This window comes from Streptomyces sp. NPDC016851 (genome assembly GCF_055562795.1).
This window is the reverse complement of the sequence record NZ_JBVHEP010000017.1, coordinates 153,658-179,286: the sequence shown is the minus strand read 5'-3', so window position 1 is coordinate 179,286 and position 25,629 is coordinate 153,658. Positions and strand designations below refer to the sequence as shown.

At 71.8% G+C, this 25,629-nt stretch carries 25 protein-coding genes and 1 pseudogene; 13 read left to right on the top strand and 13 right to left on the bottom strand.

Going from position 1 to position 25,629, the window contains the following annotated elements:
• Positions 1-50 precede the first annotated feature (50 nt).
• From pucL to ACZ3I3_RS26175, 5 genes are all read right to left on the bottom strand, one after another.
• Positions 51-974: a factor-independent urate hydroxylase gene (gene pucL, locus ACZ3I3_RS26195; protein WP_467368954.1), complete on the bottom strand. Its 924-nt coding sequence runs from the start codon at positions 972-974 to the stop codon at positions 51-53.
• 6 nt (positions 975-980) lie between these two features.
• On the bottom strand, positions 981-1,373 hold the full coding sequence (gene uraH, locus ACZ3I3_RS26190; protein ID WP_467368952.1) for a hydroxyisourate hydrolase: 393 nt from the start codon (positions 1,371-1,373) through the stop codon (positions 981-983).
• A gap of 7 nt (positions 1,374-1,380) precedes the next feature.
• Entirely contained in the window at positions 1,381-1,890 is a 510-nt protein-coding gene (gene uraD, locus ACZ3I3_RS26185) for a 2-oxo-4-hydroxy-4-carboxy-5-ureidoimidazoline decarboxylase (RefSeq protein ID WP_467368950.1), read from the bottom strand.
• Positions 1,891-2,048: 158 nt separating this feature from the next.
• Complete coding sequence (locus ACZ3I3_RS26180) at positions 2,049-2,417, bottom strand: helix-turn-helix domain-containing protein (RefSeq protein ID WP_467368948.1); 369 nt, start codon at positions 2,415-2,417, stop codon at positions 2,049-2,051.
• Positions 2,414-2,665 carry a hypothetical protein gene (locus ACZ3I3_RS26175; RefSeq protein WP_397616314.1) on the bottom strand — a complete coding sequence of 84 codons (252 nt, stop codon included), beginning with the start codon at positions 2,663-2,665 and terminating at the stop codon, positions 2,414-2,416. The genes ACZ3I3_RS26180 and ACZ3I3_RS26175 overlap by 4 nt, the downstream gene beginning before the upstream one ends.
• Before the next feature lie 489 nt (positions 2,666-3,154).
• Here ACZ3I3_RS26175 and ACZ3I3_RS26170 point away from each other — a divergent pair, with 489 nt between their 5' ends.
• The 3 genes from ACZ3I3_RS26170 (at position 3,155) to ACZ3I3_RS26160 (ending at position 6,564) form a co-directional block, all read left to right on the top strand.
• On the top strand, positions 3,155-3,976 hold the full coding sequence (locus tag ACZ3I3_RS26170) for a TIM barrel protein (protein WP_467368945.1): 822 nt from the start codon (positions 3,155-3,157) through the stop codon (positions 3,974-3,976).
• A gap of 26 nt (positions 3,977-4,002) precedes the next feature.
• The gene (locus tag ACZ3I3_RS26165; RefSeq protein WP_467368943.1) at positions 4,003-4,899 is read left to right on the top strand and encodes a 2-hydroxy-3-oxopropionate reductase; all 897 of its coding nucleotides are present in this window, start codon (positions 4,003-4,005) and stop codon (positions 4,897-4,899) included.
• Positions 4,900-5,106: 207 nt separating this feature from the next.
• The gene (locus tag ACZ3I3_RS26160; RefSeq protein ID WP_467368941.1) at positions 5,107-6,564 is read left to right on the top strand and encodes a catalase; all 1,458 of its coding nucleotides are present in this window, start codon (positions 5,107-5,109) and stop codon (positions 6,562-6,564) included.
• Positions 6,565-6,838: 274 nt separating this feature from the next.
• On the opposite strand, the gene ACZ3I3_RS26155 is transcribed toward ACZ3I3_RS26160, so the two are convergent.
• Complete coding sequence (locus tag ACZ3I3_RS26155; protein WP_467368939.1) at positions 6,839-8,056, bottom strand: Shedu anti-phage system protein SduA domain-containing protein; 1,218 nt, start codon at positions 8,054-8,056, stop codon at positions 6,839-6,841.
• A 74-nt stretch (positions 8,057-8,130) separates the two neighbouring features.
• Here ACZ3I3_RS26155 and ACZ3I3_RS26150 point away from each other — a divergent pair, with 74 nt between their 5' ends.
• Both ACZ3I3_RS26150 and ACZ3I3_RS26145 read left to right on the top strand, forming a co-directional pair.
• Positions 8,131-8,370 (top strand): hypothetical protein, encoded by a 240-nt coding sequence (locus ACZ3I3_RS26150; protein WP_467368937.1) that lies wholly within the window; start codon positions 8,131-8,133, stop codon positions 8,368-8,370.
• Between the two features lie 156 nt (positions 8,371-8,526).
• On the top strand, positions 8,527-9,150 hold the full coding sequence (locus ACZ3I3_RS26145; protein WP_467368936.1) for a DUF2207 domain-containing protein: 624 nt from the start codon (positions 8,527-8,529) through the stop codon (positions 9,148-9,150).
• Positions 9,151-9,214: 64 nt separating this feature from the next.
• Here the strand turns inward: ACZ3I3_RS26145 and gcl are convergent, their stop codons facing one another.
• Entirely contained in the window at positions 9,215-10,999 is a 1,785-nt protein-coding gene (gcl, locus tag ACZ3I3_RS26140) for a glyoxylate carboligase (RefSeq protein ID WP_467368934.1), read from the bottom strand.
• Positions 11,000-11,210: 211 nt separating this feature from the next.
• Here gcl and ACZ3I3_RS26135 point away from each other — a divergent pair, with 211 nt between their 5' ends.
• Entirely contained in the window at positions 11,211-11,990 is a 780-nt protein-coding gene (locus tag ACZ3I3_RS26135; RefSeq protein WP_467368932.1) for a hypothetical protein, read from the top strand.
• A gap of 14 nt (positions 11,991-12,004) precedes the next feature.
• Here the strand turns inward: ACZ3I3_RS26135 and ACZ3I3_RS26130 are convergent, their stop codons facing one another.
• Complete coding sequence (locus tag ACZ3I3_RS26130; protein WP_467368930.1) at positions 12,005-12,892, bottom strand: NAD(P)-dependent oxidoreductase; 888 nt, start codon at positions 12,890-12,892, stop codon at positions 12,005-12,007.
• A 49-nt stretch (positions 12,893-12,941) separates the two neighbouring features.
• Between ACZ3I3_RS26130 and ACZ3I3_RS26125 the strand changes: the two genes are divergently transcribed.
• Positions 12,942-13,349, top strand: coding sequence for a MerR family transcriptional regulator (locus ACZ3I3_RS26125; protein WP_467368928.1), 408 nt, complete (start codon positions 12,942-12,944; stop codon positions 13,347-13,349).
• 32 nt (positions 13,350-13,381) lie between these two features.
• Here the strand turns inward: ACZ3I3_RS26125 and ACZ3I3_RS26120 are convergent.
• Positions 13,382-13,507 (bottom strand): annotated as a pseudogene (locus ACZ3I3_RS26120) (alpha/beta fold hydrolase); the annotation flags it as partial.
• Positions 13,508-13,532: 25 nt separating this feature from the next.
• Between ACZ3I3_RS26120 and ACZ3I3_RS26115 the strand changes: the two are divergent.
• Together ACZ3I3_RS26115 and ACZ3I3_RS26110 are read left to right on the top strand one after the other, a co-directional pair.
• Complete coding sequence (locus ACZ3I3_RS26115; protein ID WP_467368926.1) at positions 13,533-14,039, top strand: GNAT family N-acetyltransferase; 507 nt, start codon at positions 13,533-13,535, stop codon at positions 14,037-14,039.
• Between the two features lie 56 nt (positions 14,040-14,095).
• Entirely contained in the window at positions 14,096-14,608 is a 513-nt protein-coding gene (locus ACZ3I3_RS26110) for a GNAT family N-acetyltransferase (protein WP_467368924.1), read from the top strand.
• Here the strand turns inward: ACZ3I3_RS26110 and ACZ3I3_RS26105 are convergent.
• Together ACZ3I3_RS26105 and ACZ3I3_RS26100 are read right to left on the bottom strand one after the other, a co-directional pair.
• On the bottom strand, positions 14,521-16,119 hold the full coding sequence (locus tag ACZ3I3_RS26105; protein WP_467368922.1) for an AMP-binding protein: 1,599 nt from the start codon (positions 16,117-16,119) through the stop codon (positions 14,521-14,523). The two genes, ACZ3I3_RS26110 and ACZ3I3_RS26105, sit on opposite strands and share 88 nt — an antisense overlap.
• Positions 16,116-17,819: an AMP-binding protein gene (locus tag ACZ3I3_RS26100; protein WP_467368921.1), complete on the bottom strand. Its 1,704-nt coding sequence runs from the start codon at positions 17,817-17,819 to the stop codon at positions 16,116-16,118. Before ACZ3I3_RS26100 ends, ACZ3I3_RS26105 begins: the two co-directional genes overlap by 4 nt.
• 125 nt (positions 17,820-17,944) lie before the next feature.
• On the opposite strand from ACZ3I3_RS26100, the gene ACZ3I3_RS26095 reads away from it, so the two are divergent.
• From ACZ3I3_RS26095 to ACZ3I3_RS26085, 3 genes are all read left to right on the top strand, one after another.
• Positions 17,945-18,790, top strand: coding sequence for a LuxR C-terminal-related transcriptional regulator (locus ACZ3I3_RS26095; protein ID WP_467368919.1), 846 nt, complete (start codon positions 17,945-17,947; stop codon positions 18,788-18,790).
• Positions 18,791-18,994: 204 nt separating this feature from the next.
• Complete coding sequence (locus ACZ3I3_RS26090; RefSeq protein WP_467368917.1) at positions 18,995-21,847, top strand: helix-turn-helix transcriptional regulator; 2,853 nt, start codon at positions 18,995-18,997, stop codon at positions 21,845-21,847.
• Between the two features lie 211 nt (positions 21,848-22,058).
• Positions 22,059-22,850 carry a S1 family peptidase gene (locus ACZ3I3_RS26085; protein ID WP_467368915.1) on the top strand — a complete coding sequence of 264 codons (792 nt, stop codon included), beginning with the start codon at positions 22,059-22,061 and terminating at the stop codon, positions 22,848-22,850.
• A 106-nt stretch (positions 22,851-22,956) separates the two neighbouring features.
• Here the strand turns inward: ACZ3I3_RS26085 and ACZ3I3_RS26080 are convergent, their stop codons facing one another.
• Positions 22,957-24,069: a winged helix DNA-binding domain-containing protein gene (locus ACZ3I3_RS26080; protein WP_467368913.1), complete on the bottom strand. Its 1,113-nt coding sequence runs from the start codon at positions 24,067-24,069 to the stop codon at positions 22,957-22,959.
• 128 nt (positions 24,070-24,197) lie between these two features.
• Here ACZ3I3_RS26080 and ACZ3I3_RS26075 point away from each other — a divergent pair, with 128 nt between their 5' ends.
• Positions 24,198-24,623 carry a DUF6003 family protein gene (locus ACZ3I3_RS26075; protein WP_467368911.1) on the top strand — a complete coding sequence of 142 codons (426 nt, stop codon included), beginning with the start codon at positions 24,198-24,200 and terminating at the stop codon, positions 24,621-24,623.
• 32 nt (positions 24,624-24,655) lie between these two features.
• On the opposite strand, the gene ACZ3I3_RS26070 is transcribed toward ACZ3I3_RS26075, so the two are convergent.
• Positions 24,656-25,621, bottom strand: coding sequence for a YihY/virulence factor BrkB family protein (locus ACZ3I3_RS26070; RefSeq protein WP_467368909.1), 966 nt, complete (start codon positions 25,619-25,621; stop codon positions 24,656-24,658).
• Positions 25,622-25,629: the final 8 nt, after the last annotated feature.

The window sequence follows — 25,629 nt, the reverse complement described above, 5'->3', positions numbered from 1 at the left end:
GAAGGGTTCCCCGGCCACGGGTGCCGAAAAAGGGAACGTCAGGAGGGGCGTCAGAGGTTGGTGAGGTCCACGGGGATCTTCGCCTCGCAGCCGTCCCGCAGGATCGTCGCCTCGATCAGGCCGTAGGGCCGGTCGGCGGCGAAGTACACCTCGTTGTCGTTCTTCAGCCCGAACGGCTCGAGGTCCACCAGGAAGTGGTGCTTGTTCGGGAGGGAGAAACGGACCTCGTCGATCTCGCTGCGGTTGTTGATGATCCGCGCGCCCATCTGGTACAGCGTCTGCTGGAGCGAGAGCGAGTACGTCTCGGCGAAGGCCTGGAGCATGTGCTTCTTCGTCTGCTCGTAGGACTTCTCCCAGTGGGGCATGCGCTGGTCGTCGTCGGTCCAGTTGAACCGCCAGCGGGCGGAGACCTGGGTGGCCAGGATGCGGTCGTAGGCTTCCTTCAGCGTCGTGTACTTGTCCTTGACGTAGCCCCAGAACTCGGAGTTGGTCGAGTTCATCACGACGAGGTCCTTCAGGCCCGAGATGACCTCCCACGAGGAGCCGTCGTAGGTGATCTGGGTCAGCCGGGTCTCCTGGCCCTTGCGCACGAAGGAGTGCTTGACCTCGTCGGCGCCGATGAACTGCGAGTTGGCGTCGGAGGCCTCGATCCGCTCCCAGGCGTACTCCTCGATGCGGATCCGGGCCCGGTGGATCGGCTCCTGGCTGGTGACGAAGTGCCGGGCGAGGTGGATGCCGAACTGCTCGGCGGACTCGATGCCGTGCTCCTTGGCGAACGCGTACACCGTGTTCTTGGTGGTGTCGGTGGGCAGGACGTTGGCGTTCGAGCCGGAGTAGTGGACCTCTTCCATGTCGCCGCTCAGCGACACGGAGACGTTGAGGTCCTTGATGTGGTGAGTGGCGCCGTCCCGCGTGATCTTGACGACTCGGTTCTCGGCCTTGCCGTACTGGTTCTGTCCCAGAATGGTGGGCATGAGTAGCTAGCTCCCTCGGTATACGGAGTAGCCGAACGGGTTGAGCAGCAGCGGTACGTGGTAGTGCTCCCCGGGCGTCACGGCGAAGGTGATCGCCACCTCGGGGAAGAACACGGCACCGCTGTCCCGATTCGCGGGGGCGTCCTGCTGCGCATCGGCTTGCTTCTTCTCGAAGTACGGCTCCACGGCGAAGTCGAGCCGTACGTGGGTGGTGCCTTCCGGCAGCGCCGGCAGGTCCTTGCACCGCCCGTCCGCGTCGGTCGCGGAGCCGCCGAGCGCCTGCCAGCCGGCCTCGCGCCCCGAGCGGGCGAGGAGGTGGACGGCGACGCCCTCGGCGGGGCGGCCGGCGGACGTGTCCAGGATGTGCGTGGACACCGATGCGGTGGCGGAGGTGCTCATGCTGCGGTCAGTCCTCTTCGACGAGTCGGGCCAGACGGATGCGGTTGATCTTCCCCAGTTCCGTGCGGACGGTCTCGCGCTCCCGCTCCGGCGTGTTGCCGAGCCGTTCCCTGACCGCGTCGCGCATCTGCTCGCCGGTCCGGCCGGTGGCGCAGATCAGGAACACGTGGCCGAACTTCTCCTGGTAGGCGAGGTTCAGCTCCAGCATCTCCGCCTTGAGCGCGTCGGAGGCGCCGGCCATGCCGCGCTGCTCCCGGGCCGAGGTGGGGTCGCCGGGTTTCGGTCGGCCGATGGGCGGATGGCCGGCCATCGCCTCCGCGAGGTCGTCGGCCGTCAGCTCCGCCATGGCGGCGTCGCTCGCGGCGTACAGGGCCTCGCGGGTAGCGTAGGGGCGGGCGGCGAGCAGGCGCTTCGCCCACGCCGTGGAAGCGCACACCTCGTGGAGCGCGGTGAAGGCCGCGTGCTCCTCGAGGGCGTTGAACCGGGCCAGGCCCGGCGGCATGGAAGTGGACGTCACGGGAGCCTCCGTGGCCGGGTACGGCCTTCGTGCTGAACGGGCGTGCCGATAGCTAACGCCCTCCCGCGACAGCACGTCAACAGTTTGTTGAAAATTCCGCGTGACGAAACCCGGCGGGTCGGCGGAACCCGACCAAGGGGCGAAATCGGGCGGCCCAGTCAGGCCCCCTTCTCGCGGTTGAGGTAGTTGTAGACGGTGAAGCGGCTGACGCCCAGGGCGCCCGCCACGGTCTCCACCCCGTGCCGTACGGAGAAGGCGCCGCGCGCCTCGAGTATCCGCACGACCTCCTGCTTGGCCTTGCGGTCCAGGTCGGCCAGGGGCATGCCCTTGCGGCGCTCCATGGCGGCCAGGATGTGGTCGAGGGAGTCGGCGAGCTGCGGCAGCCGCACGGCGACGGCGTCGCGGCCCTCCCAGGACAGGACGACGTCGTCGGGGCCGGCCTCGTCGGGCGGGATCATCTCGCCGCCCATGGCGTCGACCAGGGGCTTCACGGCCGCGATGAACGGCTCGTCCCCCGCGCCGCTCACGCCTCGCCCTCCTCGAGCACGTTGACCTGGAGGGAGACCCGGGTGGCGCCGGCCTCCAGGGTCTTGCGGAGCAGCGCGTCCACGGCGGTGAGCACCGCGTCGGCACCGCCCTCGGCGGTGTTGCCGAACGGGCCGACGTCCACGGCGTCCAGTTCGGCGGCCTCGACGACCTCGCGGGCGACCAGCGCGTGCGCGGGTGCCTCGTCGAGGTCGAAGGGCTCGGTCGTGAACTCCACTCTCAGTCGCATGCTGCCCCCAGAACCGTCGTGACCTGTGCGACCCTAGCCGACGCCGGGGCGGACCGGACCGCCCTGGATACGGGCACCTTTTCCGCTCTTGCGCGGGCACACCCCCGTCCTTGCGCAGGCACGCCCCTGGTTCTCCATTGTCCTCAACCGCCGGGGAGCAGGCCGCCGGGAGCAGGCCACCGGGAAGCGGGCCGCCGCACGCGGCACGGTCTCGCCGCTCGGTCAGCCGACGGCCCGGTACGCGAGGACGCCCCGCCGTGCGAGCGGCTCCCGGCCGGAACCACACTCACCGTCCGCTCCACCGTCGCATGCGCCGAAGCGCAGCCGGCGAGCGCACGCAGGCCCTCTGCTTTCCGGCCTGCCCCTGCCGGGAGCCCACGCAAGGTCCGCCTCCGCCCCCTTGACAAGCCACGACACCCGACGGCAGTCTTCCGGTAAGCAGAAAGCAACTTCCACAATGCGGAACACCGCGGAAGGGAGCGCGGCCCGATGGGATTCGCAGACCAGCGCTTCAACGTCAACCTGTCGATCCTCTTCACGGAACTCCCGCTCCTGGAGCGCCCCGCGGCCGCCGCCGCGGCCGGCTTCACGGCGGTCGAGCTGTGGTGGCCCTGGGTCGACTCGCCCACCCCCGCGCAGTCGGAGCTCGACGCCCTGAAGAAGGCCGTCGAGGACGCGGGCGTGCAGCTCACGGGCCTCAACTTCTACGCCGGCCGGCTGCCCGGCCCCGACCGCGGCGCCCTGTCGATCCCGGGCGAGGAGTCGGAGAGGTTCCGCGCCAACGTCGACGTGGCGGCCGGCTTCGCCGCCTCCCTGGGCTGCAAGGCGCTCAACGCCCTGTACGGCAACCGCGTCGAGGGCGCGGACCCGGCCGAGCAGGACGCGCTCGCGCTGGAGAACCTGGTGCTCGCGGCCCGGGCCGCCGACCGGATCGGCGCGATCCTGCTGATCGAGGCGCTCAACCGGCCCGAGTCGCCGGCGTATCCGCTGGTGTCCGCACCGGCCGCGGTCGGTGTCGTCGACAAGGTCAACGACACGACGGGGCTGGACAACGCCCGCTTCCTCATGGACCTCTACCACCTGTCCATGAACGGCGAGGACCTGCCGCAGGTGATCGACCGGTACGCCGCGAGGACCGGCCACGTCCAGATCGCCGACAACCCGGGCCGCGGCGCCCCCGGGACGGGCTCGCTGCCCCTCGAAGACCTCCTCGACCAGCTGAACAAGGCGGGTTACGACGGCTGGGTCGGCCTCGAGTACAAGCCGGGTGACCGCCCGAGCGCCGAGGCCTTCGACTGGCTGCCCCGCTGACCCCCGCACCGAAAGGCATCCCCATCATGACCACCACCGCCCTGCCCAAGATCGCCTGGATCGGCCTCGGCATCATGGGCTCCCCCATGTCCGAGAACCTCATCAAGGCGGGCTACGACGTCACCGGTTACACGCTGGAGCGGGAGAAGCTGGACCGCCTCGCCGCGGCCGGCGGCACGGCCGCCGGTTCGATCGCCGAGGCCGTGCGGGACGCCGACGTCGTCATCACGATGGTGCCGGCCTCCCCGCAGGTCGAGGCCATCGCCTACGGCCCGGACGGCATCCTGGAGAACGCGAGGTCCGGCGCGCTGCTGATCGACATGTCCTCGATCACCCCGCAGACCTCTGTCGACCTGGCGAAGACGGCGAAGGACAGGGGCATCCGCGCCCTGGACGCCCCCGTCTCCGGCGGTGAGGCGGGCGCGATCGAGGCCGTGCTGTCCATCATGGTCGGCGGTGAGCAGGCCGACTTCGACCAGGCCAGGCCGATCTTCGAGGCGCTCGGCAAGACCATCGTGCTGTGCGGCCCGCACGGCTCCGGCCAGACCGTGAAGGCCGCCAACCAGCTGATCGTCGCCGTGAACATCCAGGCGTGCGCGGAGGCCGTGGTCTTCCTGGAGAAGTCCGGCGTGGACCTGAAGGCGGCCCTGGACGTCCTGAACGGCGGTCTCGCCGGCTCGACCGTGCTGACCCGCAAGAAGGACAACTTCCTCGGCCGGGACTTCAAGCCGGGCTTCCGGATCGATCTGCACCACAAGGACATGGGCATCGTCACGGACGCCGCCCGCAACGTCGGCGCGGCCCTGCCCGTCGGTGCCGTGGTCGCCCAGCTGGTCGCGTCCCTGCGTGCGCAGGGCGACGGCGGCCTGGACCACTCGGCGCTGCTGCGGGCCGTGGAGCGGCTCTCCGGCGCCCAGGTCTGACACCCTCCCGACCTTCGGAACCCGAGGGTCCCCCCTACCCCGGGCGGCGTCGCCGCTGACACCTGTCCTGTCGCGCCCAGAGCGACGGCGCCGCCCGGACCCACCCATACCCACCGCTTCAACAAACTGTTGACGCTCCGATCACCCGACCCTAGGCTCCACGAAGCGGAAACATTTTTCCGCTGCCCTCTCGTACGGAAGGTCACGATGTCGCAGCGCGTGCTCACCACCGAGTCCGGCGCCCCCGTCGCCGACAACCAGAACTCCGCCACCGCCGGCGTCGGCGGCCCGCTTCTGCTCCAGGACCAGCATCTGCTGGAGAAGCTCGCCCGCTTCAACCGCGAGCGCATCCCGGAGCGCGTGGTGCACGCCCGGGGGTCCGGCGCCTACGGCCACTTCGAGGTGACCGACGACGTCACCGCCTTCACCCAGGCCGACTTCCTCGGCGAGACCGGCAAGCGGACCGAGGTGTTCCTGCGCTTCTCGACCGTGGCCGACAGCCTCGGCGGCGCGGACGCGGTGCGCGACCCGCGCGGCTTCGCGGTCAAGTTCTATACGGCCGAGGGCAATTACGACCTCGTCGGCAACAACACCCCGGTCTTCTTCATCAAGGACCCGATCAAGTTCCCGGACTTCATCCACTCGCAGAAGCGCGACCCGTTCACGGGCCGTCAGGAGCCGGACAACGTCTGGGACTTCTGGGCGCACTCCCCCGAGGCCACGCACCAGGTGACCTGGCTGATGGGCGACCGCGGCATCCCGGCCTCGTACCGGCACATGAACGGCTACGGCTCGCACACCTACCAGTGGACCAACGCCCGGGGTGAGGCCTTCTTCGTCAAGTACCACTTCAAGACCAACCAGGGCATCCGCTGCCTGAGCAGCGAGCAGGCCGCCGAGCTCGCGGGCAAGGACCCGAACTCGCACCAGACCGACCTGCTCCAGGCGATCGAGCGGGGCGTGCACCCGTCCTGGACGCTCTACGTCCAGATCATGCCGGCGGCCGAGGCGGACGGTTACCGCTTCAACCCGTTCGACCTGACGAAGGTGTGGCCGCACGCCGACTACCCGCTCAAGCGCGTCGGCCGGCTGGTGCTGGACCGCAACCCGGACAACGTCTTCGCCGAGGTCGAGCAGGCCGCGTTCTCCCCGAACAACTTCGTGCCGGGCATCGGCCCCTCGCCCGACAAGATGCTCCAGGGCCGCCTGTTCGCCTACGCCGACGCCCACCGCTACCGCCTGGGCGTCAACCACACCCAGCTGGCCGTCAACGCGCCCCGGGCCACGACCGCGCGGAACTACGGCCGGGACGGCCTGATGGCGTCCAACCCCCAGGGCCGGTACGCCAAGAACTACGAGCCGAACTCCTACGACGGCCCGGTGGAGACCGGCCGCCCGCTGTCGGCCCCGCTCGCGGTGACCGGCCACACGGGCACCCACGCGGCGCCCCCGCACACCAAGGACGACGACTTCTTCCAGGCGGGCGAGCTGTACCGGCTGATGTCCGCCGAGGAGAAGTCCCGCCTGGTCGCGAACATCGCCGGCGGCCTCTCGCAGGTCTCCCGCGACGACGTGATCGAGAAGAACCTCGCGCACTTCCACGCCGCCGACCCCGAGTACGGGCGGCGCGTGGAGGAGGCGGTCCGCGCCCTGCGCGAGGACTGAGCTCCCTGCCCGCGTCCGACCGCGCGGGGCGACCCGGATGAGGGGTGGTCGCCCCGGGCACGGACGCGGGCAGGGCGCGGACCGCGGCGGAGTGTGAGCCAGTGCGGTGGTGAAGGACCCGGCCGGGCTTCTCGACCTGAGGGAAGCCCGTCCCGGACTCCGTCGCACCCGCCGCGGTCCCAGTACCGGAACCCCCTCCAGACCCCGTCCGGCGGCGCGAACATCCTGTCGCGCCCAGCCTCGCGCCGCCGGACGGCCAGCACTGACGCGCTCCCTACACCGGGCCATCTCCGGCGAGGGAGCGCTCGGCGTTGTCCAGCAGTTCCTTGTATGTCAGGACCTCGACCCTGGTGAGGTGCGAATTGAACGTCCGCAGCGCCTCGTTGATCTCCTCCTCCGGCACCTCAGGATGCAGTGCCGGATGTCCGACCAGGACGAGGGCGCTGGCACGCCGAGTCTCGATACCGAGGTCGGCACGGAGCCGCTCCCGGCTCTCATCCAGACCAGTGAGGTAGTTGACAGCCTGGCCGACGGCCTCGTGCACCTGCGCCGCCGGCACCCATGCATTGCGATGCCGCTTGACGAGGGGACCCTTGAGGCTCATGGCTCGCTTCAGTTCGACGATATGGAGCGCTCCGTCACCGCGTATCAGCGGGATGTCCACCTCGTCGCCCGGCACGAGGCGCCGCTGCGCCGCCTCTCCCACGAACCGCCCACCGAAGATCCAGTATTGCCCGTCAAGCGCCCGCTGCACGTCGGCCTCTGTGGCCTTGCAATCCTCGACGACGGTGCGCAGTTCCTTGAGTCGGGCCGCGCGTCGGCGCAGTTCAGCGGCCTGAAGGAGGATTCGTCCTTGGTCATCGGCAGCCAGCAGGGCCATGGCTTCGGGCGATGTGACGATCTTCCGGGCTTCTGCGGCCGGGTCGGCGACATCGATCCGGCCGCTGCGGATGATCCGCTCCAACCACAGAGTGATCTCGGCACGGCCCCTCGGAATCACATAACGCCCAGGGCGATCGTCGGGGGCCTGAAGGAACAGCGCGTCCTCACCCTGCGCACGGAAATGCTCCAGGAACTCTTTGATCCCGGCATCGGGGTGGCCCGACAGGAACTCCCGCCCGCTGTCGATGAGCCACTCGTGCATCGCCTTCATGGTGCTGCCGAGGAAGCCCGTGTGCGACTCCCTCCTTTGTCCATCCCCGAACAGCCTGTAGCGATCCTCGAAGTCGTACCGCAGGATCCGCCCCTCTGCGTACTCGATCGCGTCCTGCACGAGCCGTACTACCTGCCACTCGCCGACCCCTGCCGCAGTCCCTCGGACTTCCCCCAAGAGCCGTATCAGCTCTCTGCCGCCCCGCCTCTTGCCGCTCCGTCCGCTGTGCATGTGCGTGAAGACCGACTGCACGGCGTTCTTCACGGTCTGGTCGACGGCCTCCTTGGCCACCACCTCACGTAGATGCCACTCCAACGTCATGTCGCTTCTCGGTGTCATACGGCGCATTGTGTTCGCAGGGTCTGACAACACCCCGACGTGCGTTTCCAGAGCTGCCGCAGGACGCTGGAGGCATGACACATCCACCAACGGAGCATCCGCGTGTCGTGGTGCACCCTCCTGCCCTGGACGGCTCCCGGCGCGTCACCGAGGGCGACGCGACACTGGGTATCGCCACACATGTGGACGACGTCGCCGAGATCCTGCGGCTGGCCGGCCTCTACGTCACCGACGTCGAGGACAGCGACCTCGTCGAATGGCAGGGCGGCGGCCCGGACGACTGGCCGGGGCTGTCGGAGCACCACGGCACATGAGCGCGTACGGCACCGGTCGTACCCGCCGTACGGAACCCTCAAATGAACCTCTGAACCCGGCCCCGGGGGCTTCAACCGCCCCCGGGGCCGGGCACATTCTCGGCACAAGGGACCCGCCGGCACGGGGGCGGCGGGCCCCGGCACGGGGGTGAAGCCATGGATGACGGTACGGCGGTCCGCCTAGAGCCGCACGAGATCGCACTGCTGGGGGACGGCCCCCGGGCCGCCGTCACCGTCGCCGTGGTGGATCTGTACCTGCGGGGCCTGGTGGAGGCGGGCCGGCCGGGGACGGTGCGGGCGGGCATCGCGGACGCCGTGAGCGCGGAGCGGCCGCCCTCTCCCCTGGCCCAGGAGGTGCACGCCTGTCTCCACGAGCCCGCCGGTCTGCGGACGTTGGTCAAGGACCCGGGCGTACGGCTCGCGGTGGCCCTCATGCGCATCCCGCTCGCGGAGGCGGGCCTGCTGCGCTACCCGCTGCTCGGCCCGACGCGCGGCGCCCGGCGCCATGTGCGGGAGCTGCGGCAGCGCCATCCGCTGCCCGCCGGCAGACGCGGCCTGACCGACCACGACCGGCTGCTGGCCGTCGCCCTGCACGGCGAGGCGGCCCTGCGGCTGCTGGTGCCGCGCTTCGCCCTCCGGGCGGGCCTGATCCGCCGGGCAGAGGTGGGCGGCAAGAGCCTCCTCAAGCACTCGCGCGGTCCGTACGGAGGCGGCAGCGCGGGCCACGCCTACTGCGGCGGGGGCGGGGGCGGAGGCGGATGCGGGGGTGGAGGCACGTAGTGAACGCGGGAACGCTACAGGGGCGGTCCGTCCCCGGACGGGCCGCCCCTGTCGTGCGTGGGTGTCAGACCTTCAGCGGCTTGATCGAGGTCGGTGCGTGGCCGGGCTCGGTGGCCAGTTCCTCGAACTCCACGACGTTGCCGATGTCGTTGGTCGTCGACATGGAGATGTTGGTGACGCGCTCCAGGATCGCCTCGACGACGACCGGGACGCGGTACTCCGCGGCGAGCTTCTTGGCCTGCTCGAACGCGGCGCCGAGTTCGGCCGGGTCGGTGACGCGGATCGCCTTGCAGCCGAGGCCCTCGGCGACCTTGACGTGGTCGACGCCGTAGACGCCGAGCTCGGGCGCGTTGATGTTCTCGAACTCCAGGTTGACCTGGAAGTCGATGTCGAACGCCCGCTGCGCCTGGCGGATCAGGCCGAGGTAGGAGTTGTTGACGAGGACGTGGACGTAGGGGATCTTGTGCTGCGCGCCGACGGCCAGTTCCTCGATCATGAACTGGAAGTCGTAGTCGCCGGAGAGCGCGACGACGGAGGCCTCCGGGTCGGCCTTGGCGACGCCGAGCGCGGCCGGGATGGTCCAGCCGAGCGGGCCGGCCTGGCCGCAGTTGATCCAGTGCCGGGGCCGGTAGACGTGCAGCATCTGTGCGCCGGCGATCTGCGAGAGGCCGATGGTGGAGACGTACCGGGTCTCCGGGCCGAAGGCCTTGTTCATCTCCTCGTAGACGCGCTGCGGCTTGATCGGGATGTCGTCGAAGTGCGTACGGCGCTGGAGGGTCGCCTTGCGCTCCTGTGCCGAGGCCGCCCACGCGGAGCGGTCGGGCAGCGTGCCGGCCGCCTTCAGCTCGCGCGCCACCTCGACGAACAGCTCCAGCGCGGCCTTGGCGTCGGAGGCGATGCCGTAGTCGGGGGCGAAGATCCTGCCGATCTGGGTGGGCTCGATGTCGACGTGGACGAACTTCCGCCCGGCGGTGTAGACGTCGAGTTTGCCGGTGTGGCGGTTGGCCCAGCGGTTGCCGATGCCGAGGACGAAGTCGGACTCCAGGAAGGTCGCGTTGCCGTAGCGGTGCGAGGTCTGGAGGCCGACCATGCCGGCGTTCAGCTCGTGGTCGTCGGGGAGGATGCCCCAGCCCATGAGGGTGGGGACGACCGGGGTGCCGGTCAACTCGGCGAATTCCACGAGCAGTTCGGCGGCGTCCGCGTTGATGACACCGCCGCCCGCGACGATCAGCGGCCGCTCGGAGGCGTTCAGCATCCCGATCGCCTTCTCGATCTGGGCGCGGGTCGCGGCGGGTTTGTAGACCGGGAGCGGCTCGTACGTCTCCGGGTCGAACTCGATCTCCGTGAGCTGGACGTCGATCGGCAGGTCGATCAGGACCGGGCCGGGGCGGGCGGAGCGCATCAGGTGGAAGGCCTGCTGGAAGACGCCGGGGACCTGCGCGGCCTCCAGCACGGTCACGGCCATCTTGGTGACCGGCTTGGCGATCGAGGCGATGTCGACGGCCTGGAAGTCCTCTTTGTGGATCACGGCGGTCGGGGCCTGGCCGGTGATGCACAGGATCGGGACGGAGTCGCCGGTCGCGGAGTACAGGCCCGTGATCATGTCGGTGCCGGCCGGGCCGGAGGTGCCGATGCAGACGCCGATGTTCCCTGCGTGGGTGCGGGTGTAGCCCTCGGCCATGTGCGAGGCGCCCTCCACGTGGCGGGCGAGGGTGTGGTGGATGCCGCCGGAGGCCTTGAGCGCCGCGTAGAAGGGATTGATCGCCGCGCCCGGGACACCGAACGCGTCGGTGACGCCCTCACGCTTGAGGATCTCAACTGCCGCGCGGGCAGCGGTCATTCGAGCCATCGAGTACTCCTGCTTCGGCTGTCGGATTCGCACTCCCGTCGCGCCCCGCGGTGAGCTCTTCCGTATTGCGGAAATAAACTTCTACGATCTGGAATGAATGTATGTGGGGTGGGCGAAGGGCGTCAAGAGAGAGGGCAAGCGGCGGACAGGCGGGGCCTCGCCGGAGCACGATGGGCGCGCTGTCCCGATGTGACGCCGTACGGGAGTGGTCATGGCCGAGAGCGTGCCGGTGCGCTGTCCGTCCTGCCGACGAGAGCACCGCTTCACGGCCCCGTCGTACCCGTGTGTGTGCGGAGCACCCGTCGCCCCGCGGCTCGACCCGGACGGCACGGTGACGCCCGTCGCCCATCGCGTCTGGCAGGACGACTGGGTGACGGTGCGGTGCGCGTCCTGCGGCCGGTGCGGGCAGTGGCCGCGGCCGGAGGTGGGGTGCCCGTGCGGGGTGGTGCTGCGGGTGCCGGTCGTGGAGGGGAGAGGCGGGGCCGGGCGGGGCGGCGCGCCGGGCGCGAGTGCCGAGGCCGGTCCGCGCGACGCCGCAGCCGCCGTCAAGGGGGCCCCTGCATCAGCCGGTGCCGCCGACGGTACCGGCGCGGCCCGGCCGCCCTTCCGTTCCGTACCGGTCCGTACCGCGCTCGACGCCGTCACCGCCGCCGCGCTCTATCTGCGCTGGCTCGGCTACCGGGGCGTCCGGCGGGCGGATCAGCGGCCGCCGTCCGGGATCGGTCTGGCCGCCCGCGGCGTCGTCGCGCTGGTCGACCCGGCGGTGCGCCCCGCGACCCTGCGGGACGTGGAGTGCCTGTGGCTGACGGCCATGACGGAGTCGGCGGACTGCGTCTGCTTCTCCCTCGCCGGGTACGCGCACGACGCCCGGGCGCGCGCCGACACCCTCGGTGTCCCGCTGTTCGTCCTCGAACTCACCGGCACGCCGCGGCCGGTGAACGCCCCGGCCGGGGCACTGGACGCCACCGGCACGGAGAACCGGGCGCCCTGACCGGCCCGAAGCGGTCAGTCGTCGGCGGGCCCGGGCCTGCTGAACTCCTCGATCAGCACCGGGTACTGCTCACCACCGTGTCCCGCGGCGATCGAGCGGTCGGCCATCGCCTTGAACAGCTTGGGCAGTTCGGCGTTGACACCCACCGCCTCGCTCTCCTCGATCAGGTGTGCCATGGCCCGCGCGTCGGTCTCCAGGGCCGACACCTCGGCCGGGAAGGAGCCGCTGTCGATCTGCTCGGCGTATCCGGGCAGCCAGTCGGCCACACCGGCGGCGATCCGCCGCGCGAACGGCGCGTACGTCGCGGCGTCGACACCGGCCGTCCTGAGCAGCGCGGTGCCCTGGAGCCAGGCGTTCAGGACGCTCCACATCATGGCCAGTCCGGCCACGTCGTACAGGGACGCCAGGCCATGGTCCGCACCGAGGTGGGTGACGGTGCCGAGCGCGTCGAGGGTCGGCTTGTGCGCGTCGAAGTCCGCCTGGGGGCCGCTGTGCAGGATCACCGCCTCGGGCGTGCCGATGGCCGGCGGGACGGCCATGACGGCGCCGTCCAGGTAGCGGGCGCCGCGCTGCTCGGCCCATCGAGCGGTCTCCCGGGCCTGGGCCGAGTCGCCCGAGGTCAGATTGACCAGCGTCGTGCCGCCGAGTGCGACGTCGCTCGTGCCGAGCAGCTCCCGCACGGCCTGGTAGTCGGTGACGCAGATGATCGTCAGGGAGCCCGCCCCGACCGCGTCGCCGACTGTCGGTGCGAGCCGTGCGCCCCGGGCCACCAGCCCGTCGGCCTTGGAGGTCGTGCGGTTCCACACGGTTGTGGGATGCCCGGCTTTCAGGAAGGCGCCGGCGAGGGCCTGGCCCATGAGTCCGAGTCCGATGACTGTCACGGGTGTGTCGGTGTTGTTCATGGCAGCATCGTCAACGTTGATACCGGTGTGAAGGTCAAGTGAGGTTTCGATGCGTATCGGGGAACTGAGTCGCCGGACGGGCGTCAACGCCCATCAGTTGCGCTACTACGAGGCCCAGGGCCTGCTGGAGGCGGACCGCGGCACGAACGGATACCGCGAGTACGACGAGAGCGCGGTCCTGCGGGTGAGACAGATCCGCCACCTGCTCGGTGCCGGCTTATCGTCGGAGGACATCGCTTATTTGCTGCCCTGCGCGGTCGGAGAGGCGCCGGAGCTGCTCGGGTGTCCCGAACTGCTGACGGCGATGCGGTCGCGGCTGCGCCGGCTGGACGACCAGATGGCCGCACTCGCCCGCTCCCGGAACGCCCTCGCCGACTACATCGACGCGGCCGAGCGCATGAGCGACCGGACCTACCCGCCCTTTGACGGCGCCGCCCCTGAGCGCGTGCCCGCCTGACGAGCTCGACGCGGTCCGTGATGGGACGGCCGGGTCCGGTGCAGTGCTTCCCGGCCGGCCAGACGCGTCGTGGACCACCAGTGGGGGCCGGCCCGGTCGCGTGCCTCTTCCCACTCCCCGTCCGGGAACTGCTGCTCGGTGTAGGCGGCGATCCCGCTGCGCACCGCGCCGCATACTCACCCCATGCGTATCCGCCCCGCGACCGCCGCCGAACTCCCCGCCCTCCAGGACATCGAACGTGCCGCCGGTGCCCCCTTCCGCGGCCTCGGCATGGCGGAGATCGCCGACGACGAACCGCCCCCGCTCGACGTACTGGAGCGCCACCGCGGGGCGGGCCGCTGCTGGGTCGCGGTGGACGAGCGGGATCGCCCGGCCGCGTACCTCCTCGCCGAACCCGTGGACGGCGCCCTGCACATCGAGCAGGTCTCGGTCCACCCGCGCGCCGCGCGCCGGGGCGTGGGCCGGGAACTCCTCGCGTACGCCGCCGACCGCGCCCGCGAGCAGGGCCTGACCGCCCTGACCCTGACCACCTTCACGGAGATCCCGTGGAACGCCCCCTACTACGCCCGCCTCGGCTTCCACACCCTCGCGGAGGAGGACCTCACCCCCGGCCTGCGCGAGATCCGCGCGACGGAGGCCGAACACGGCCTGGACCGCTGGCCCCGCGTGTGCATGCGCGCACCGCTGTGACCGAAGCGCGGTAATCCGCGCGCGGTCCGGCGCGCACCGCTGCCACGATGTGTCCCATGGGCGACATCGAACCCGGCACGCTCGTCGTGCGCCGCGCCGAGCCGTCGGATCACACGGCGCTGACCGAGACCGATCCGATCGCGGCGGCGGGAGACCGGGCGCGCCGCGCCGGCATCCGGCGCTGGTGCGAGCAGGGCCTGGCACTGCTGGCCGAGGACGCGCGCGGGCCCGTCGGCTACGGCGTGCTGGAGTACACCTTCTTCGAACAGGGCTTCCTCACCCTGCTGACGGTCGCGCCCGCCGCACGCCGGCAGGGTGTGGCCACGCGGCTGCTCACGGCCGTCGAAGCCGCGTGCACCACGCCCAAGCTGTTCACCTCGACCAACGTCTCCAACCAGCCCATGCAGCAGCTGCTCCTGAGCGCCGGCTGGCAACCCGCCGGTCTGGTCCACGGCCTCGACGACGGCGACCCGGAGCTCTTCTACCTCTGCCCGCCCGCGAACCTCTCCCGCAGTTCCACCTTGCGCACCTTCCCGGACACCGTCATCGGGAAGGAGTCGAGGAGCTGAAGACCGGTCGGGATCTTGTAGTGGGCCAGGCGGTCCTGGCAGAAGGTCTGGAGTTCCTCCAGGGTGAGCGGGTCGGCGGGGTCGTGGGGGATGACGCAGGCGAGGACCTCCTCGCCGTAGCGGTCGTGCGGGACGCCCACGACCTGGACGTCCTGGATCTTGGGGTGGGCGTAGAGGAACTCCTCGATCTCGCGGGGGTAGATGTTCTCCCCGCCCCGGATGATCATGTCCTTGATGCGGCCGACGATCTCGACGTAGCCGTCCTCGCGCATCACCGCGAGGTCGCCGGTGTGCATCCAGCGGCCCGCGTCGATGGCCTCGGCGGTCTTCTCCGGCTCGTTCCAGTAGCCGAGCATCACGCTGTAGCCGCGGGTGCACAACTCGCCCGCCGCGCCCCGCGGCTGGGTCACGCCCGTCGCCGGGTCGACGATCTTCACCTCGATGTGCGGCAGCACGCGGCCGACCGTGCCGGTGCGGTGTTCCAGGTCGTCGTCGCGCCGCGTCTGCGTGGAGACGGGCGAGGTCTCCGTCATGCCGTAGCAGATGGACACCTCGGCCATGTTCATCTCGTTGACCACCCGCTTCATCACCTCCACCGGGCAGGGCGAGCCCGCCATGATGCCGGTGCGCAGGGAGGAGAGGTCGTACGAGGCGAAGCCGGGGAGGTTCAGCTCCGCGATGAACATGGTGGGAACGCCGTAGAGCGAGGTGCAGCGCTCCTGCTGGACCGCCTCCAGCGTGGCCTTCGGGTCGAAGGACGGGGCCGGAATCACCATGCAGGCGCCGTGCGAGGTGGCCGCGAGGTTGCCCATGACCATGCCGAAGCAGTGGTAGTAGGGCACCGGGATGCAGATCCGGTCCTGCTCGGTGTAGGCGATCGACTCGCCCACGAAGTAACCGTTGTTGAGGATGTTGTGGTGGGAGAGGGTGGCCCCCTTCGGGAAGCCCGTCGTGCCCGACGTGTACTGGATGTTGATCGGGTCGTCGCAGGACAGGCCGTCGTCCGTGATCCGGGCGCCGGGTGTCCCCCGCCCGAGCAGCGCGTCCCAGCTCGGGTCGCCGAAGTACACGACCTCGCGCAACTCGGCGCATCTGCCCCGCACTTGGTCGACCATCGCCCGGTAGTCGCTCGTCTTGTGGCTGAGGGAGGCGAACAGGAAGGAGATCCCGGCCTGGTTGAGGACGTACTCGACCTCGTGGGTGCGGTAGGCCGGGTTGATGTTCACCATGATCGCGCCGATGCGGGCGGTGGCGTACTGGACCAGGACCCACTCGGGACAGTTGACCGCCCAGATGCCCACCCGGTCGCCCTTGGCGACCCCGGAGGCGAGGAGGGCGGAGGCCAGTTCGTCGACGGCCGCGCCGAACCGCGCGTACGTCCAGCGCCGCCCGGACTCCACGTCGACCAGCGCCTCACGGTCCGGCCAGGTGGCCACCGCCCGGTCCAGGTTCGCCCCGACGGTGTCGCCGAGCAGAGCCGTCGCGCTGGTGCCATGACTGTACGAGTTCACCGGAAGTCCTCCTCGCGGTACTCGGCGTCCGATCCGGCCGCCGTCGCCTCGCGCAGCTCGATGCGGCGGATCTTGCCCGAGACGGTCTTGGGCAGGGCCCCGAACTCCAGGCGGCGGATGCGCTTGTAGGGGGCGAGGGCCTCACGGGAGTGCTCGAACAGCACCTTCGCCGTGTCGGGGCCCGGCTCCCAGCCCTCCGCCAGGACGACGTACGCCTTCGGCACCGCGAGCCGCAGCTCGTCCGGCGCGGGCACCACCGCCGCCTCGGCCACCGCCTCGTGCTCCAGCAGCGCGCTCTCCAGCTCGAAGGGGCTGATCTTGTAGTCGGACGCCTTGAAGACGTCGTCCGCGCGGCCGACGTAGGTGACGTAGCCGTCCTCGTCCCGTGCGCCGATGTCGCCCGTGCGGTAGTAGCCGCCGGCCATCGCCTCCGCCGTGCGGTCCGCGTCGCCGTGGTAGCCGGTCATCAGGCCGACGGGGCGGTCCGACAGGTCGAGCGCGATCTCGCCCTCGCGCGCGCCCGGCGCGCCCGAGACGGGGTCCAGCAGCTCGACGCGGTAGCCGGGGCTCGGCCGGCCCATCGAGCCGGTCTTGAGGGGCTGGCCGGGGCTGTTGGCGACCTGCACGGCCGTCTCGGTCTGGCCGAAGCCGTCCCGGATGGTGACGCCCCAGGCGCGGCGGACCTGCTCGATGACCTCCGGGTTGAGCGGCTCACCGGCGGCGACGACCTCGCGGGGCCGGGTGCGCAGCTGCGTCAGGTCGGCCTGGATGAGCATGCGCCAGACGGTGGGCGGGGCGCAGAAGGTGGTGACGCCGGCCCGGTCCATCTCGGCCATGAGACGGGCGGCGTCGAAACGCGTGTAGTTGTACAGGAAGACGGTCGCCTCGGCGTTCCAGGGGGCGAAGAGGTTGGACCAGGCGTGCTTGGCCCAGCCGGGTGAGGAGATGTTCAGATGCACGTCGCCGGGCTTGAGGCCGATCCAGTACATGGTCGACAGGTGCCCGATCGGGTACGAGGTGTGGGTGTGCTCGACGAGTTTGGGCCGGGCGGTGGTGCCCGAGGTGAAGTACAGCATCAGCGGGTCGTCGGCCCGGGTCGGGGTGTCGGGGGTGAAGCCGGCGGGGGCGCCGTAGGCGTCGTCCAGCGGCAGCCAGCCCTCGGGCACGGCTCCCGCGTCTCCCCCGCCTCCCCCTCCCCCGTCTCCCGCGGCGATGCGCGTGTAGTCGCCGGGGACCTCGGCGAACTTGCCGGTGTCCTCGGAGCGCGCGATGACGTGCCGGACCCGGCCGCGGTCGACGCGGTCGCGCAGGTCGGCGGGGCCGAGCAGCGGAGTGGCCGGGATGACCACCGCGCGCAGCTTCATCGCCGCGAGTGCGGTGATCCACAGTTCGGCCTGGTTGCCGAGCATCACGAGGATCCGGTCCTCGGCGCGCACGCCCCGGGCGCGCAGCCAGTTGGCGAACCGGTCGGAGTGTCCGGACATCTCCTGGAAGGACAGCCGTGTCTCGCGGCCGTCCTCCTCGACGATGTGCAGCGCGGTGCGGGCGTTGCCGTGCGCGATCTCGTCGAACCAGTCGAGCGCCCAGTTGAAGTAGTCGGGACGGGGCCAGCGGAAGCCCTCGTAGGCCGTGCCGTAGTCCTCGCGGTGCTCCAGCAGGAAGTCCCGCGCGCTGCGGAACGCCTCCGTCGCCGATGTCATGTGTCCTCCTTGGTACCGGACCATTGCCGGGCGGCTCCGAGCCATCGTGTAATCCGTGATGCAGGTCTCACTACCCCCGAACGGGGGGTGCGCCCGCGCAGGAGCCGTAGTGAAGGGGCGAGCAGGTGACAGCAGACGCGTCCGACGCGGTCGAGATACGCAACGCGCTGCTGCGTCTGCGGCGCGCCACCGGCCTGCCGGTCGCCTTCGGCGGCCTGATGGAGGCCGGGCAGCGGATGCGCATCAGCGAACTGAGCGGCACGGCGACGCACGCCCTGCGTTCCCTGGTGGTGACGTCGGGGAACGGGCTGGGCGGCAAGACGGTGGTGCTCGCCCGGCCGTGCGTGGTGACGGACTACTCGGTGTCGCGGCAGATCAGCCACGAGTACGACGCCCCGGTGGCGGTGGAGGGACTGCGCTCGGTGCTGGCCGTGCCGGTGATCGTGCGGCACTCGGTGCGCGGGGTGCTGTACGGGGCGCTGCGCACGGCCCTGCCGCTGGGCGGGCGCATGCTGGACGAGGCCGTGGAGGCGGCGCGGGACGTCGAGCGGGCACTGGTCGTGCGGGAGGAGGCCCGCACGCTCGCCGCGGAGGGCGGGTCCGGCGCGGGACGGGAGTTCACCGCCGGGGGCGGGCCCGGCGCGGGACGCGAGCAGGTGCGGGAGGCGCACGCGGCGCTGCGGGCGCTGGCCCCGAAGATCGCGGATCCCGGGCTGCGGGCCGAGCTGCTCGACGCGTGTGCCCTGCTCACGGCCGGCACCACACCGTCGGAGCGGGTCCGGCTCACCCCCCGCGAGGTGGACGTGCTGGCGTGTGTCGCCGCGGGGGCCACGAACGCGGTCGCGGCCGAGCGGCTGGGGGTGACGCCCGAGACGGTCAAGGGGTATCTGCGGTCGGCCATGCGGAAGCTGCGGGCCGGGACCCGGGGCGAGGCCGTGGTCGCGGCCCGCCGGGCGGGATGGTTGCCGTAGGTTTGTGATGTTTTTCCGTTGCCCCTGCCGTTCGATATGCCGACGGGTTCCCGACCGGGCGCCACCGCCGTGTTCCGCCGCTTTCCGGAGACCCATAAATTCACGCTCGGACCTGCGTTGTTATTTCCCTCACCACACCGTCCGTCCGAAATTCAAAGAGCTGTTGCCTAATATTGGCCAGGACACGCCACACGGAGGGGAGCGGTGACCGTGCCACGGGACTTCCAGGAGCCTCCCAGGAGCCGCCCCGACGTGGTCATCGGCCGGGAGGACCTGTTCACGTCGGCGCGTGAACAGCTCGGCCGAGGCGGCAGTGTGCTGCTCCACGGCCCCGCGGGAATTGGAAAGTCGACGGTCCTGCGTGCGCTGGCCGCCGATTACGCCGGTGCGGCCCGGACCGTGTTGCGCTGCTCGGCCACCGAGTCCGAATCCCACCTGCCGTTCCTGGCGCTGGCCGATCTGTTCGGACTGGTGCTGGACGACGTCTCCGGTGCGCTGCCCGCCGCGCAGCGCACCGCGCTGGAGTCCGCGCTCACCGGGCGCGGCGAATCCACCCTCCAGAGCGACGGACTCGCGCTGCGCCTCGCCGTGCTGTCGGCGCTGCGCGCGCTGGCCGCCAAGGGCCCGGTGCTGGTCGTCGCCGACGATCTGCAGTGGCTGGACGCGGCCAGCGCCGAACTGCTCGGTTTCGCCGCGCGCCGGCTGGGCGACACGCCCGTGCAGATGCTGTGCGCGGTGCGGACCGAGGGCCAGGAGTACGACCGGCATCTACGCGCGTCTCCGCCCGACACGCTCGCCGTCCGGCTCGGCCCGCTGTCCCGCACGCAGGTCTCGACGCTGCTCGACCACCGCGGCTACACCCCCCTGTCCCGCTCCACGATCCGCGACATCCACCGCACCAGCGGCGGCAACCCCCTCTTCGCGCTGGAACTGGGCCGTGCCCTCGCCGAGAGCCCGACCCGGCCCCGGCCCGGCGAGCCGCTGCCCGTGCCCACCTCGCTGCGGGCGCTGGTGCTGAGCCGGCTGGAGATGCTGTCCGACGAGGCGCGCCGCACCCTGCTCGTGGCCAGCGCCGGTGCCCGCCCCACGCTGGCGCTGCTGCACGCGGCCGGCCGGGAGCACGCCGAGGCCGAGACCGCCCAGGCCGCGGCGCTGGGACTGCTGGCGACCGAGGGGGAGGGTCCCGCCGTACGGTTCGCGCATCCGCTGATCTCGGCCGCGCTGTACGCGGAGGCCCCGGCGCGCGAGCGGCGGGCCGTGCACGCCGCGCTGTCCACGGCGGCCTCCGATCCGATCGAGCGGGCCCGGCATCTGGCCCTGGCGACCACGGGCACCGACCCGGAGGTGGCGGCCCGGCTCGCCGAGGCCGCCGCGCTGGCCCGGGACCGCGGGGCCCCGTCGGTGGCCGCCTCGCTCGGTCTGCTCGCGGCCCGGCACACCCCGGCGGACAGTGCGCCCGGCCCGGACGAGCGGCGGCTCCAGGCCGCGGAGGACGCGATCACCGCCGGCGAGGCCGACCTCGCCCGGGACATCGCCCGGGACGTGCTGACCCGGGCCAGCGTGCCCGCGGAGCGCGTGCGGGCCTGGATGGTGGTCATCGAGGCGGCCGGGCAGGCGCTCGGCGACGTCGACGCCGTCTTCCCGCAGGCCCTGGCGGACGCCGGCGACGACCCGCGGCTGCTCGCCCTGGTCCACTACCAGCTGGCCTGGCGCGGCCTGGTCGTCGAGGGCGACTTCGCCGAGGCCCGGCAGGAGGCCGCGCACGCGGCGGAGCTCGCCGCCCGCGGCCAGGACCGGCGCACCGAGCTGATGGCGCTGTCCTTCCAGGCCTCCACCGAGACCCTGATGGGCCACCCGGACGCGCCCGCGACCGTCAAGCGGGCGCTGAAGGAGCCTCAGGACCCGTACGTGGCCTGCCATCACAACGGCGCCGGCTCGGCCCGGTTCCGCTGGCTGATCATGAGCGACCAGCTGCCCGAGGCGCGGGCGACCATCACCGCGCTGCTGCGCGAGGTGCGCAGGCGCGGCATGGTCGAGAGCGAGGTGCACTTCCTGCGCTTCCTCGCCGACACGGAACTGCGCTCCGGGCACTGCGGCCGGGCCCTGGACCTGGCCCGCGAGAGCCTGCGGCTCGCCCGGGACGCCGGGATCGGCGAGGGCGCCTCCGCCATGCTCGCCTCCCTCGCGGAGGCCTCCGGCGGGGACGTCGACCGGGCGCTGGCCCTCGCCCGTGAGGCGGCCGACCACGCCGAGGTCGACGGCGACCAGATGTATCTGTCCCGGGCGCTGGCGGCGCTGGGCTACGCCCAGTCGGTGGCCGGGGACCCGGCGGGCGCGGTCCGTTCGCTGCGCCGGGTGCGCGAGCTGGAGCAGGGCCTCGGCATCAACGACCCGGCGCGCGGCCGCTGGCACGGCGACCTCGCCGAGGCCCTGGTCCGCGTCGGCGAACCGGGCGAGGCCCAGGACGTCATCGACACGGCACGGGTGCACGCGCGGCGGCTGGGCCGGGAGAGCGTGCTGGCCGTCCTCGACCGGGCCGAGGCGCTGGTGCGGGCGGCCCGCGGTGAGCACGAGGCCGCCCTGGTCCGGCTGACGTCCGTCCAGGACCGGCTCGGCAGGCTGGGCTACGGCCTGGAGGAGGCCCGGGCCGCCTTCGCACTGGCCCGGCTGCGCGCCCAGACCGCCGCTTTCCCCCGCGGCGGCGGCACTCCCCTGCCGGGGCCGGCGTCGTACGACGAGGCCGCCCGGCTGTTCCGGCGCTGCCGTGCGCTGCCCTGGCTGCGGCAGGTCGACGCGGCCGCCGCTGCCGGTCCCGCGGCGGTGGAGCCGGCCTCCGCCGCACCGCCCGTCGCGCTCGACGCGCTGGAGGGCCTCGCGGCGATGGAGCGTCAGGTCGCCTCGCTGGTGATGGAGGGCGCGACCAACCGGGAGATCGCGGCCCGGCTGTTCATCAGCGTCAAGACCGTCGAGGCGACCCTGACCCGGGTCTACCGGAAGCTGGGGATCCGTTCCCGGGTGGACATCGTCCGGCTGGCGGCGGGCCGGCGCACGACCTGACCCACGCGCGCCCACCAGGCCCGTTCGGCCCGACCGAGGGTTTTCCCTGCCCAACTCCCTTAGGGGGTTCCCTCATTGGGAGCCCGCCGTGGTGGGCTCTAGCTTTGTCGCGTGCCGCTCGCCGGGCACACGGAGATCCGAACAACGGCGTCAGGGTCACCGTGCACCACCACCCGCGCGACCCCCCACCGGCAACTCCCCGAGGAGACGCATGTTCGGGTTCGACCGTGTCAGGAAAGCCGCCGCCGTCGCCACAGCGACCGCTGCCGCCGCCGCCACCGCGCTGCTCGCCGCTCCCTCCGCCGTCGCCGCGCCCCAGCCGATCGTCGGCGGCACCACGACCACGACGACCGCCTACCCGTTCGTCATGCAGATCACGGACGCCTCGCAGAGCCAGTTCTGCGGCGGCACGCTCGTCTCGCCCACCAAGGTCGTCACCGCCGCCCACTGCATGGTGGGTGAGACCACCAGCAGCGTGCGCGTCGTCGGCGGCCGCACCTACCGCAACGGAACGAACGGCACGGTCAGCAGAGTCAGCAAGATCTGGATCCACCCGAACTACACCAGCGTCACCGACGGCGAGGACGTGGCCGTGCTGACGCTGTCGACGTCGATGCCGTACACGCCGGCGAAGTACGTCTCCTCCTCGCAGACTTCGGTGTACGCGGCCGGCGCCACCGCCCGCATCCTCGGCTGGGGCACCACCTCCTCGAACGGCAGCGCCTCCAACCAGCTGCGCACCGCGACCGTACCGACCGTGTCCGACTCCAGTTGCGCGAGCTCCTACGGCTCCGACTTCCTGAAGAGCGACATGGTGTGCGCCGGGAAGACCTCCGGCGGCGTGGACACCTGCCAGGGCGACAGCGGCGGCCCCCTGCTCATCGGGGGCGTCCTGGCAGGCATCACCTCCTGGGGCGAGGGCTGCGCCCAGGCCGGTTACCCGGGTGTCTACACCCGGCTGACCACCTTCTCCAACCTGGTCACGACGCAGATCAACTCGTAACCGGGCAAAGTTCCTGAGTACCCCTCAGGTGACAGACCAGGGGGCGTTGCGGGCCTCCACGAGCGGCCCGCAACGCCCCCTCTCCATGCGCGGGGCCGGGCCGCCGTCACGCGTCGCGTACGACGCCGTAGCGGATGTCGTACGACGTCTCCGGGTGCATCACCCGCAGCATCCGCTCCCCCTCGGCGGTGACCTCCTCCCGCTGGGCCCTGGTGAGGCGGCCGAAGGGCTCGATGACGAGCGCGTGTTCCTCCAGGCGCCACAGGCCCGCGAGGAATCCGTCGACGAGAAGGGTGCGGTGGGCGATGTTGCCCTGCCAGGCGCGGCCCCGGTACTCGGGCGGGACGACGCGGGTGCGGTCGGCGTGGGAGAGCAGCAGGTTGTCGAACTCGGGCAGGAAGCGCGGCGGGGCCGGGGTGTCCGGGTCGGGGCGGGGGGCGTCCGGCAGGTCGAAGAGCTCGACGCCGCTCTCGTCCCGGAAGGTGACCAGTCGCGGGCGGAGACGTTCGAAGGCGTCGCGCAGGCGGGTCAGTCCGGCCCAGGTCTGCATGTCCCGCACGGAGGCCGGGCCGAAGGCGGCGAGGTAGCGCAGCACGACCGCGTCGGGCGTGGCGGCCGGTCCGGCGGGACGGCCCAGCCAGTGCTCGGCGGTGGTCAGAGCCACCTGTCCGCTCCGGCCCCACAGGCCGCGCGGAGTCACCTGCACGAGCGGCAGCCGGCACCGGGCGGCTACGGACAGGGCCTGCGGGTCGGCGTCCGGCCATTCCTGGAGCAGGGCCTCGCGCAGCTGCTTCATGGTGCGGGGCTCGGTCTCGACGAGCTCGCGGGCGAGGGCGGCGAGCCGGTCCAGGTCGACACCGGCGAGTCCCTTGCGGAACTGCGTCAGCTCCCGGTCCCGGGCGGGCTGCACCAGCGGACGCAGCGTGAGGCAGTCGTCCGCGGTGTGGGTGTGGATGGTGGAGCGCATCGTGACGATCCGGACGACCTCGCGGTCGGCCATCAGCCGGGACAGCGCCTCGGGGGTGAAACCGTCGAGGCGGGCGGCGAGCGCGTAGTACGGGGGCTTGACGTTCTGCGCCTGGAGACCGACCAGGTGCTCGACGGCCGCGGCGGCGGAGACCCGGGCCGGCCGCAGGAGCAACTGGCGGTCGAGGGTGGCGCGGTTGAGGGCCCGGGTACCGAGGAGGGGTGCCGTGACGCTCCGCTTGGTGTTCGTCATACGGGCACGGTAGCGGGAGTTGCGGACAGGTTCTGTCCGCAACGGACGGGACTGCCGGAGCCGGCGGTATTCCGGGCGCGGCGGGGTAATGGGAGGTCGATCAGCCCCCAGTTGAGAAGGAGCCGAGGATGACCGACGACGCCTACCTGTTCCTGCTTGACGACGCGTCCGCGCGGCTCGGCGTGGCCCCCGCCGCCGTCGGGGAGCTCGCCTGCATGGAGACTCCCGCGGTGCGCGCGTGGCTGGACGCTCAGGGAAGCACGCCGGCCTCCCCGCACCTGCGCCTGCTGCCGCCGGAGGAGACGGCGGCCATCCCCGAGGGAGCGGAACGGCTGCCCGTCCCGCTGAGCGAGGAGGAACTGAGCCGGGTCCGCCCCCGGATGGCACCGGAGCCGCTCGCCCGGATCGAGGAGGAACTGCTCGCCTACCGCGACTGCGCGGACGGGCGGGACGGCCTGATCGGACGCGCGCTGGCCGCCGGCGTGCCACCGCACCGCATCGCCGAACTGACCGGGGTGGACCCCGCGACGGTGACCGACGCGGCGAGCCGCTGAGGACGCCGCGGCTGCTCGGCCGGCGTCCGGGCTCACGCGCCGGGTCCCGGGTCCGGCTGGACGGCTGACTCGATGCCGGCGCGGGCCGCCTCCAGCTGGGCGGCGAACGCGATGCCGAGGAAGAGCGCGACCGCGGTGAGGTTGGCCCACAGCAGCAGGGCGATGAAGGCGGTGAGCGGCCCGTACACGGCGCCGAAGGCACCGCTCTCCTCGACGTACAGCGCGAGCAGCCAGGTGGCCGACACCCACAGCAGCAGATGCACGGCCGAGCCGAAGGCGAGCCAGGTGTAGCCGGGCTGGACGCGGCGGGGCGACCAGCGGAAGATCACGGCAGAGGCCACCCAGGCCAGCGCGAGCCCCACGGGGATGTCGAGCGCGCCCCACCACCGCGACCCGCTGTCCTCCCAGCCGGCCGAGTCCGCCACGGCGTCGACCACGGCCTCGCCGGCGACGAGCACGACGAACCCCAGCACCAGGGGCAGACCGGCGGCGAGCGCGAGAACGATCGCCCGCCCGTACTTGCGCGGGAAGGGCCGGTCGCGCTCGATGCCGTAGATGCGGTTGGCGCCGCGCTCGATCTGGCCCATGGCCGAGGCGAGGTTCAGCAGCGCGAAGCCCAGACCGAGCCACAGGGCGAGCGTGCCCCAGACATCGCCGTGCGCGGTGCGGCGTGTCCCTTCGAAGGCGTCCTCGACGATCTGCGCGCTGGCCCCCGGCACGATCCGGCCGAGCGTGAGCTCGATGACCCGGCCCACGCCCTCCGTGTGCACCGACGTGGCAAGACCGACGAGTGCCACGGTGCACGGGACCAGCCCGAGCACGACCTGGAAGGCGAGGGCCCGCGCGTTGGTGAAGCCGTCCGCGTACCGGAACCGTGCGAAGGCGTCGGCCAGCAGCCGCAGCCCTCCGTAGTGGCGCAGGGCGGTGAACGCCTCGTCTCCGGAGAGCTCGTCTCCGATCATGTCCCGGGTCTGCGGGACGTGGACGGCGGTACCCATGGCGTGCA